We start from the raw sequence: 9,773 nt of genomic DNA, 5'->3' as shown, positions 1-9,773 counted from the left end.
GGGCGGTGCTCCCCCGGCGCAGGCACCGGTGCGGCCGTCGCCGCAGCGACCCTGGCAGGTGCCGCCGGGGCCTGCGCGCGCGGCGGTGCGGCCGGTGCCGGCGAACCCAGCCGTTCCCGAACGACCCGGGCCAGCCCGCCGAAGGTCGACTCGTCGAAGAACGAGTCGAGGCTGATCTCCAGCCCCAGGGCATCACGTATGCGGGCGCTCAACCGCAGCGCGGCGAGCGAGTGTCCTCCCTGGTCGAAGAAGTCGTCCTCGGGGCTCACCGCATCGACGCCCAGTACCTCGCACCACAGGGCGCTCAGCACCGAGTCGGTGTCCGCCGTCACCTCGCTCACGGCCGCCTCCACTTCCTTCACGTCGCTTGGTTCGTCGATCTCCATGTGCTGCGAAACGCCTGATTCGCGCGGGGCGGGCCCGGTGGCTTCCGGCTCGATCCAGCACCGCTCCCGGGTGAAGGAGTACGTCGGGAGCGACACGCGCCGTACGCTCTCGCCCTCGTCCCGCCACAGCTCGCCGAGCCCCCGGCGCCACAGCTCACCGACGGCTTCCAGTCCCGAGGAGAGGGACCCGCCGTGCCGTGGCCGGTCGAACCCGGCGAGCAGGGGCTTCCGGTCCCGCAGGATGTCGCTCACGAGCCCCTGCAGCGTGGAACCCGCTCCCGTTTCCCACCACACGGCGGGACCGAGCTCGTCCGAGGCGGCGCGGACCGCGTCGGAGAAGCGCACGGGCAGCCGGATCTGCGAGGCCCAGAACCGCGGGTCGACGGCCTCGGAGTCACCGAGCCGGCGTCCCGTCGCGCCCGAGAACAACGGTGTCCGGGGGGCGTTCAGACCGAGTCCGGCCATCACGCCGGCGAAGTCGGCCGCGGCGGCGGCCATGCTCGGCGAGTGGAACGCGCGCGAGGTGCGCAGCCGTACGGTGGTCAGTCCGGCCGCCCGGCAGCGGTCCGTGAAGGCGGCCACGCTCTCGGCCGGGCCGGAGACGACCGTCGAGTGCGGTCCGTTGTGGGCCGCGATGACCGGACGGGCGGCCCGCTCCGGCAGCCGGGTGTCGAAGTCGCCGTCGCGTACCGCCGTCAGCCCGGCACCCTCTTCGTGCGGCCCGCCGACGCCGCCGGCCCTGCCCTCGGCCAGCAGCTCCGCCACTTCCTCGGGCGGCGCGACGACGGCCGCCATCGCACCCGGCGGCGCGGCCTCCATCAGCCGTGCCCGCGCGGTCACCGCGGCCATCCCGTCCGCGAGGGTGAGGACCCCGCCGACGCAGGCCGCGGACAGCTCGCCGAGGCTGTGTCCGATGAGTGCCCGCGGCTCGAGTCCCCGGGCGGTCAGGCTCCGTGCCGTGGCGACCTGGTCCAGGAAGAGGCAGGGCTGGGCGAGCAGGGTGCTCATGGAGCCGTCCGGCGCGTCGGCCTGCGCGGAGTCCGCCAGGACGAGCAGCGCATCCGCCACCTCCTGCCGGAGAGCGGGGTCGACGGCCTCCAGTCCCTCGTCGACGCAGGAGCGGTAGACCGGGTCGGCGTCGTAGCGGGCACGTCCCATCCCCGGTCGCTGGGTGCCCTGTCCGGGGAACATCAGCACCGCGCCCGCTCCGGCGCTGACGCCGGCCTGGCCGAGTGTCGCGCGGCGCAGCAGGGCCGGTGCCCGAGCGGTGTCCGGGGCGACAACCGCCGCACGCCAAGGTAGGCGGGCCCGGCCGACGCGGAGGGTGTACGCCACATCGGCGAGGGAGAGGTCCGGGTTCGCTTCCAGATGGTCGGCCAGGCGGTGGACTGCCCGGCCCAACGCGGCCTCGTCGGCGGCCGAGAGCGTCAGGAGCTGAGGGACGGCGGACGCCGGAGCCGTGGCGGGCGCGGCGGACTCGGCGTTCTTGGCGGCCTTGGCGTTCTTGGCGGCCTTGGCGACCTCGGCGTTATTGGCGACCTCGGCGGACGGCTCCTCCACGATGACGTGGGCGTTGGTCCCGCCGATGCCGAAGGAGCTGATCCCCGCGCGCCGGGGCGTCGGCCCCTGCGGCCACGGCAGTGGCGTGGCGGGGAAGCGCAGTGCGGTTCCCTCCGAGGCGAGCCGTTCAGCGGGGCGGGTGAAGTTCGCGATCGGGGGCACCGTGCCCTGGCGTACGGCGAGTACGGCCTTGATCAGGCCCACCACTCCGGCCGCGGCGTCGAGATGACCGGTGTTCGACTTCACGGCGCTGACGTACAGCGGAGCGCTTTCCGCGTCCCGCGCCCCGTCGAGGAAGACGTCGCGCAGAGCCGAGACCTCCACCGGGTCGCCGAGTCTGGTGGCGGTGCCGTGCGCCTCCACCAGGCCGATCGACTCCGCAGGTACCCCTGCCACTTCGAGGGCGGCGCGGATGACCCCGGCCTGGGCGGACGGACCGGGCGCGGTGTAACCGACCTTGCGGGCACCGTCGTTGTTGACGGCGGACCCGAGGATGACGCCGTGGATGACGTCCCCGTCGGCGAGTGCGTCCTCCAGCCGCTTCAGTACGACGACCCCCGCCCCGTCACCGGGGATGGTGCCCTCCGCGTCCTCGTCGAACGGCCGGCACAGACCGTCCGGGGAGAAGATGCCCCCCGGCTCGTGGACGTAGCCGTGCCGGGAGGGCGGCGCGAGCGAGCAGCCGCCGGCGAGGGCGAGGTCGCTTTCGTACGCCAGCAGGCTCTGCACCGCCATATGCGTGGCGACCAGGGACGTCGAGCACGCGGTCTGGACCGTGATGCTCGGCCCCTGGAGGTTGAGCTTGTAGGAGATACGGGTGGACGCGAAGTCCTTCTCGGTGGCGATGACCACCTGGAGGGGCCCGGCGTTCTGCGAGATCTTCGGGTCGGCGAGCACCTCTTGGAGATAGGCGTTGCCGCCGATGCCGGTGAAGACACCGGTGCGGTTCTCCTCCGGCCCCGCCGGGGCGTACCCGGCGTCCTCCAGCGCGCGCCAGGCGCACTCCAGCAGGATCCGCTGCTGCGGGTCGAGCAGGGACGCCTCCAGCGGCGAGTAGCCGAACAACTTCCGGTCGAATCCCCGGACATCGTCGAGAACGGCTCGCACCGGGACATAGCCCGCGGCGTCGATGCTGCTGCGCGGCACACCAGCGGCGCGCAGCTCTTCCTCGCCGAAGCGGGCGGCGGCGTGTTCACCGGACACCACCATCCGCCAGAACGCGTCCAGATCCTCGCCGGTGCCGGGCAGCCGCGCCGCCATGCCGACCACGGCGATCCGCCCGTCGACGGGGCGTCGGCGACCGGAGGACCGGCCCGCCGGCAACGGCTCTGTCCCGTCCGCCGGGGAGGTGCCGTACTTCCCGTGCAGGAACCGGGCGCAGGCTCGGACGGTGGTGTGGTGGAAGAGATCGGTGACGCTGATCTCCAGACCGGCGCCGGCCAGTGCCTCGTGGACCTTCAGCAGCGCGAAGCTGTGCCCGCCCACGTCGAAGAAGTTGTCGTCCAGCCCGATGACGGACTGCTCGAGCACCGCCTGCCAGGTCGCCAGCACGATCCTCGTGAGGTCCGCGAGGTCCCGTCCCCGGGAGGCAGCCGGGACGTCCTCGGACGAGGCAGCCGGAACGTCCTCGGACACGGCTGTCCGCTCGTCGGTCGGCTGCTCGCGGGACAGCAGGCCGAGCATGCGGGCACGGTCCGCCTTCCCGTTCGGTGTCAGCGGAACGCTGTCGAGCCGGACGAAGCGGCTCGGCCGGAGGTAGGGCGGCAGCACCGACCGCAGGTGATCGCGCAGTTCGGTCTCCGGCAGGGGCCCGTCGACGACCACGAAGGCGACCAGGGTGTCGTCGTGGGCGAGGACGGCGCAGGCCGAGGGGCGGCGGCGTCCGGGCAGCCGCAGCACGGCCCGTTCGACCTCCGCGGGCTCGACGCGGTGGCCCCGCACCTTCAGTTGGTCGTCGGCGCGTCCCAGATACTCGAGCTCGCCGCCGGTGCGCCAGCGGGCGAGATCGCCGGTGCGGTACATCGTTCCGCCGGCGTGGAACGGGTCGGGTGTGAAGCGTGCCGCGGTCTGCGCGGTGTCGTTCAGGTAGCCGCGGGCGACGTGCCCGCCTCCGATGCAGAGCTCCCCCGGCACGTCGAGTCCGGCGGGATCGCCGTTCTCGTCGAGTACGTAGCAGCGGGCCTGCGGGAGCGGAACACCGATCGAGTTCGTCCGCACGGAGTCGAGTGCGGAGGTGTTGACCGGCCGCGCGGTGACGTGGACGGTCCCCTCGGTGATCCCGTACATGTTCACCACGGTGGCGTCGAGACCGCTGTCACCGAGCAGCAGGGCCAGCCGGTCCCAGTCGAGTGCCTCGCCGCCGAGCACGATGTACCGCAGCTTCGGGTCCTCCGGCCGGGCCGCGGCGGTCAGTTCCGGGGCCAGGCGGTAGAGCGAGCCGGGAGTCTGGCTGAGGACCGTCACCCCGCGCTCGGCGACCAGGGCGGCGAGCGCCGCAGGGTCGCGCACCTGGTCGTTGCCCGCGATGACGCAGGTACCGCCGGTGGTCAGCGGGCCCCAGATCTCCCAGACCGAGAAGTCGAAGGCGAACGAGTGCGTGCACAGCCACACATCCGTCCGGTCCGTCTCCAGCCCGGCAGGCCGGTCGGCGAAGAGCTGGGAGAGACAGGAGTGCGGCACCTCGACGCCCTTGGGCTCCCCGGTCGAGCCGGAGGTGAAGATGACGTACGCGGCCTGTTCGGGGGCGCTGTCCTCGAGCGGCGGGGCGTCGACGACGTCGGCAGGGGCCACTGGAGTTGCGGAAGCTGCCGGAGCTGCGAGGTGTTCCTGCGCATCCACCACGAGGAAGTCCAGAGCGGGCAGCCACTCCTGGAGCACCGGTCGACTCGCCCGGTCGGCCATGACCAGGCCGATCCCCGCGCGCGCCGTGATCGACCGCAGGCGCTCGCTCGGGCCCACGGGGTCCAGCGGTACGTACGCCGCCCCGGCCTTCCAGGCGGCCAGCATCGCGACCACGGTCCAGGGGCTCCGCTGTCCGCAGAGGCCCACCCGCGCGCCCGGTCGCACTCCGGCGCTCCGCAGCTCTCGGCACACCCGGTCGGCATGGGCGTCGAGTTCCGCGTAGGTCAGCGTGGTCGTCCCGTCGGTCAGTGCCGGGTGGTCGGGGTGGGCCGTGCGGGCTCGCCGGAACCGGGCCAGCACGCTCTCGGTCTCGGCTGCGGCGGGCGGCGGGTTCACCCCGAGGGTGAGGTACTCGGCCTCCTCGGCGTCCACCATCCGGGGCGGCTCGTCGGGCGACTCCACCGCGTGCCGCAGCGCGGACTCCAGGTGGCGCACCAGGGTCTCGGCAGTGGGGGAGAGCAGGATGTCGGCGTCGTATTCGAGCCGCAGGGAGGGATGCTCACCCGAGAGATCGACGGTCAGGGCCACGTCCCACTTCGCCCTGTCGCTGTGCACCTCGACTTCGGTGACCGTCACTCCGGCGAGCTCCGGCAGTGCCGCGTCGAAGTTCTGTACGGCCAGCGAGCACTGCATGAGCGGCGATCTTCCGGCAGCCCCGCGCAGGCCCAGTTCCCGGACCAGCACATCGACGGGCACGTTCTGCCGGGCCATGGCCGGGAGTACGGCGCTCCGCGTCCGGCGCAGCAGGTCGGTGAAGCCCGGACGGCCGGAGACGTCCAGGCGCAACGGGACCATGTTGATCTGGCATCCGACGAGGGACTGCTCCTCCTCGGAGTTCCGTCCCGCGACCGGGCTGCTGATCACCACGTCGTCCTGGCCGGCGTACCGGCCCAGGACGGTCGCGTAGATCGCGGCGAATGCCATGAAGACGGTGGCGCCCGCCCGCTGTGCGGTGTCGCGCAGCCGGGTCACCAACTCCTCGTCGAGGGGCACCAGTAGGGACCCGCCGGCACCGCTGGGAACCGCCGGGCGCGGCAGGTCGGTCGGCAGGGCCAGAGGCCTCATGCCGGACAAGTGACCACGCCAGAAGTCCAGATCGGCCGACGAGGCGTCACCCTCCGTCCATAGCGCGCGCTCGCGCTGCGCCCAGACGAGCGGGCTGGGTGCCTCGCCGTCGAAGAGCCGCTCTCCACGGTTCGCCACGCGCGCGGCGTACGCGGTCTCGAGGTCGCGGAAGATCACGCCGAGCGACCAGCCGTCGCACACGATGTGGTGGGCCACCATGACCAGCCCGAACTCCCCCGGGCCGATCCGGGTCACTCCCCAGCGGACCAGCGGGCCCGCCGCCAGATCGAACGGCGATGCGCTCAGCCGTCCCGCCAACTCCCGCACCGCATCCGCCCGTTCGTCGGCCGGATCGGCGTCGGTGACCGTCCACGAGGGCCCGGTCGAGCGGTCCAGGATCCGCTGGACCAGCGCACCGCCCTCGAAGACGAAGGTGGCCCGCAGCGAATCATGACGGGCCGTCACCTCTTGGACGGCCCAGCGCAGCGCCTCGACGTCGAGATCACCGTCGATGAGCATCGCCACGGTCACCAGATAGACATCGTGGCCCTCCGCCTTACTGGTGACATACAGCCGCTCCTGAGCGAACGTCATCGGTCCCGTGCTGGCTGACGCGGTCATCATGTCCCCCGTGGACTCAAGATCGTCGCTGCCTGCAAGCAACGTGCCCCGAGTCGATGCAATCTGCACCCACGTTCGATATGACACGCATCACAGGCCACTCCAGCATCAGCTTTCACACGCTGGGTGTGACACGAGACCCGCGAAGCGCCTTCTACGCGCTTGCCCCTTCTTTCACGTCTCGGGTTCGAGGGGAACGCGGTCGGTCAGGGCGGCCGCGGTCTGGGTGAGGTGCCGGATCAGCACCTCGACCGCGGTGTCGGCGTCGCGGGCCAGCGCCGCCTCCTCCAGCCGCCGGTGTTCGAACGTCTCCAGCAGGACGGGGTTGCCGCACCCTTCCAGCAGGGCGTGGCGGAAGACCCGGTGGGCCTCGGACCATGCGGCGCTGCAGTACTCGCCCTCGTCGGGCACAGGCGGTGGTGGGCGGCTCGCACCCGGGCCTCCCAGTCGACGTCGCCACGCTTGAGGGAACATGCGCAGCACGACCGGCTCGATGGTCCGGCACGACGAAACCACGATTGGGCAGCCGGTCGGCGAGACTCTCGCCGACCACCCGCACGAGTGCCTCACGCACGACGGCCAGGCTCTCGTCGAACGCCGCCTCTTCGAGCTGCTGCGGCACCCGACCGAATCCCCCTACGCCAACCCACCGAGAGGCGAGCCCGACCTTCAGCTTCCGTACGTGACCAGCAGGATGAAGCCGACACCGAACACGGCGAGCCTTCAACAGCCTGCATTGCCCGTCAAGTTCGGGCAGGAGGACGCCCCAGCCCTCAAGCCGAGGAAGCGCACCGGGATCACGCGGGACCGCGTCCGTGAGATCGCAACGGCTGTGCCGCATCCGACCTGAGCCACAACGACGGCGGAGGGAGTCGGACGGCCGCCTGAGACCGCAGTAGGCCGGGCGTAGCCTTCCGCGGCGTGTCCGGGCGGCGGTTCGCCGGGAGGGCCGTCGGCGCTGCTCACACTGGCCGAATGTCCGACGCGTCTCCAGCCCTCGCGACCGATGCCCGGCGGGTGGCCGTCATGACCGTCCTCACCATGCTGGCCGGTGCGGTCGACGCCGTCAGCTTTCTGACGATGGGGAAGGTGTTCTGCGCGCTGGCGACCGGCAACGTGCTCTTCCTTTCCTTCGCGCTCGCCGGTGAAGGTGACGTCCCGGTGGCCCGACCCGCCACCGCGATCGGCGCGTTCATGGTCGGGGCGGCCATCGCGGCACTCGTACTGAAGTGGCTCGGGGAGCGGGGCAGGGCCTGGTTCCAGGCCGGGCTCGTCTGCGAGGCCGTGCTGCTGGTGTGCGCCGGTGCGATGGCCCTGTGGCGGCACGGCGCCGAGGCGGCCGGTTCCGATCACGGCATCGTCGCCCTCGTCGCGCTGGCCATGGGGGTGCGTGCCTCCACCGTGCTGCGGGTCCACGTGCCGGGGATGCCGACTCTGCTGAGCCAGACGGCCATCGCCGAGCTCATCAACGACGTGCTGAGGCGCCCTCGGGCCGCGCTGCGCGGGATGTCGGCCAGGCAGCGGCTGGCCCGGACGCGATGGACGGCCACCGTGGGCGGAATCTTCGCCGGCGGGGTGCTGGGCACGCTGCTGCTGGTGCCGCTGGGCACCGGGCGGGCACTGCTCGTCATCGCCGCCGCGGTACTGCTCCTCGCGGCGGCCACCCTGGCCGTACCGCCGCCGCGGGAGGCGACGGGGCAGGACCTCAAAGGTCCATAGACGCCGGGTGCCCTGCTGCACCACCGCGGCGGCCGAACTGCGCTCCCCGCATCGACGACCCCTCTTGCCGCAACCATTGACAAGCTTGCGCAACCTTGCCCAACATTGCAGCACCGTTCAGGCAGCGTCGTCGAGGAAACGGAGTACCAGCGTGGCCCCCACGTTGACCGAGGTGGCGAAGCGCGCGAACGTCGCGCTCTCCACGGCCTCCCGGGCATTCAGCGACCCGCAGCGACTGGGGCCGGCAACCCTGCGCAAGGTTCTGGAGGCCGCTCAGGAGGTCGGGTACGAACCGCCTCCGCCGCGCCCGGTCGAGCTGCCGACCGACACGGCCACGGTGGCTGTGATCGTCCCCGACATCGCCAACCCGGTCTTCGGCACCTTCGTCAAGGCCGCGCAGGCCCAGGGATGGCACCGACGGCAGACCATCGTGCTCGCGGACACCGACTTCGACCCGGACCACGAGCGAGAGGTCATCGCCCACCTGAGCGCCAGGTCCGCCGGGCTCGTCGTGTGTTCCCCGCGCCTCGACGCCGAAGAGGTGCTCGACCTGTGCGGTGAGACTCCCGTCGTACTCGTCAACCGCGAGACCACGACCGCCGACTGTGTCCTGGCGGACGCCGCCGACGGCCTGCGCCAGGCCCTCGACTACCTGACCGCGCTCGGGCACCGCCACATCGCGTATGTCCAGGGCTCGCAGCACTCCTGGTCCAACAGTCACCGCGTCGACCTGGCCCGGGCGCAGGCCGAGCGGTCGGGAGTGGAACTCGACGTCCTGGGCTGGCAGTCCGAGACGGTGGCCGGCGGCACCGCGGCCGCTGCCGGTGTGCGGGCCTCCGGTGCGTCCGCGGTCATCGCGCACAACGACCTCGTGGCGCTCGGAGTGATCGCCGGAGCGCGTCAGCTCGGGGTGCGGGTACCGGACGACCTCAGCGTCCTGGGCATCGACGACATGCCGCTCGCCGCGACCTCGTACCCGTCCCTGACCAGCATCGCGGTCCCGATGGACCGGGCCGGCTCGCTCAGTCTGGAGCTGCTCGCCCAGTCCATGTCCGGCGAGCGCCGGGACCCGCGCACGCTGCGGCTGCCCACCCAGCTCGTCGTCCGCGGATCGACCGGCCCGGTCGCCGGTCATGCCCGTACCGTTGCAAGGGAGCAGCACGCATGACAGACCGAAACCCGGCGACCGGGTCCGAGGACGGCAGCGGTCTGACCGTGGTCGTCAGCGATCCCCATCTCCCGGCGTTCCGCGAACAGTTCGAGGCCGCTCTCCCGAGCACGACCACGGTGCGCTGGGCCGCCGCCGGGGATCACGACGCGCTGCTGGCGGCCGTCGGCGACGCCGATGTCCTGGTGTCGGGGACCTGTCCCGCCGATGTGGCCGCCGCCGGGAGGAGCCTGCGACTCGTGCACTCCGCCGGCGCGGGCACCGACGGAATCGACGTCGGTGCTCTGCCGCCGGGCGCCCTCGTCGCCAACACCTTCCACCACGAGGACGCGATCGCCGAGTACATCGTGGCC

General features: G+C 72.2%; 3 protein-coding genes and 2 pseudogenes. 3 read left to right on the top strand and 2 right to left on the bottom strand.

Going from position 1 to position 9,773, the window contains the following annotated elements:
- Both ACFTZL_RS34330 and ACFTZL_RS34325 read right to left on the bottom strand, forming a co-directional pair.
- A partial coding sequence (locus tag ACFTZL_RS34330) for an amino acid adenylation domain-containing protein (protein WP_382591024.1) occupies window positions 1-6,506 on the bottom strand: 6,506 nt, incomplete at its 3' end.
- 201 nt (window positions 6,507-6,707) lie between these two features.
- A pseudogene (locus ACFTZL_RS34325) lies at window positions 6,708-7,206 on the bottom strand (GntR family transcriptional regulator).
- Window positions 7,207-7,508: 302 nt separating this feature from the next.
- Here ACFTZL_RS34325 and ACFTZL_RS34320 point away from each other — a divergent pair.
- The 3 genes and pseudogenes from ACFTZL_RS34320 to ACFTZL_RS34310 all read left to right on the top strand — a co-directional run.
- On the top strand, window positions 7,509-8,252 hold the full coding sequence (locus ACFTZL_RS34320) for a YoaK family protein (protein WP_382591021.1): 744 nt from the start codon (window positions 7,509-7,511) through the stop codon (window positions 8,250-8,252).
- Window positions 8,253-8,403: 151 nt separating this feature from the next.
- Window positions 8,404-9,420 carry a LacI family DNA-binding transcriptional regulator gene (locus ACFTZL_RS34315; protein ID WP_382591018.1) on the top strand — a complete coding sequence of 339 codons (1,017 nt, stop codon included), beginning with the start codon at window positions 8,404-8,406 and terminating at the stop codon, window positions 9,418-9,420.
- A pseudogene (locus ACFTZL_RS34310) lies at window positions 9,417-9,773 on the top strand (hypothetical protein); the annotation flags it as partial. The gene ACFTZL_RS34315 and the pseudogene ACFTZL_RS34310, both read left to right, overlap by 4 nt.

Origin of the sequence: Streptomyces sp. NPDC056948, assembly GCF_042674225.1 — a bacterium.
GTDB lineage: Bacteria > Actinomycetota > Actinomycetes > Streptomycetales > Streptomycetaceae > Streptomyces > Streptomyces purpurascens.
This window is presented reverse-complemented; position numbering and strand designations above follow the sequence as displayed.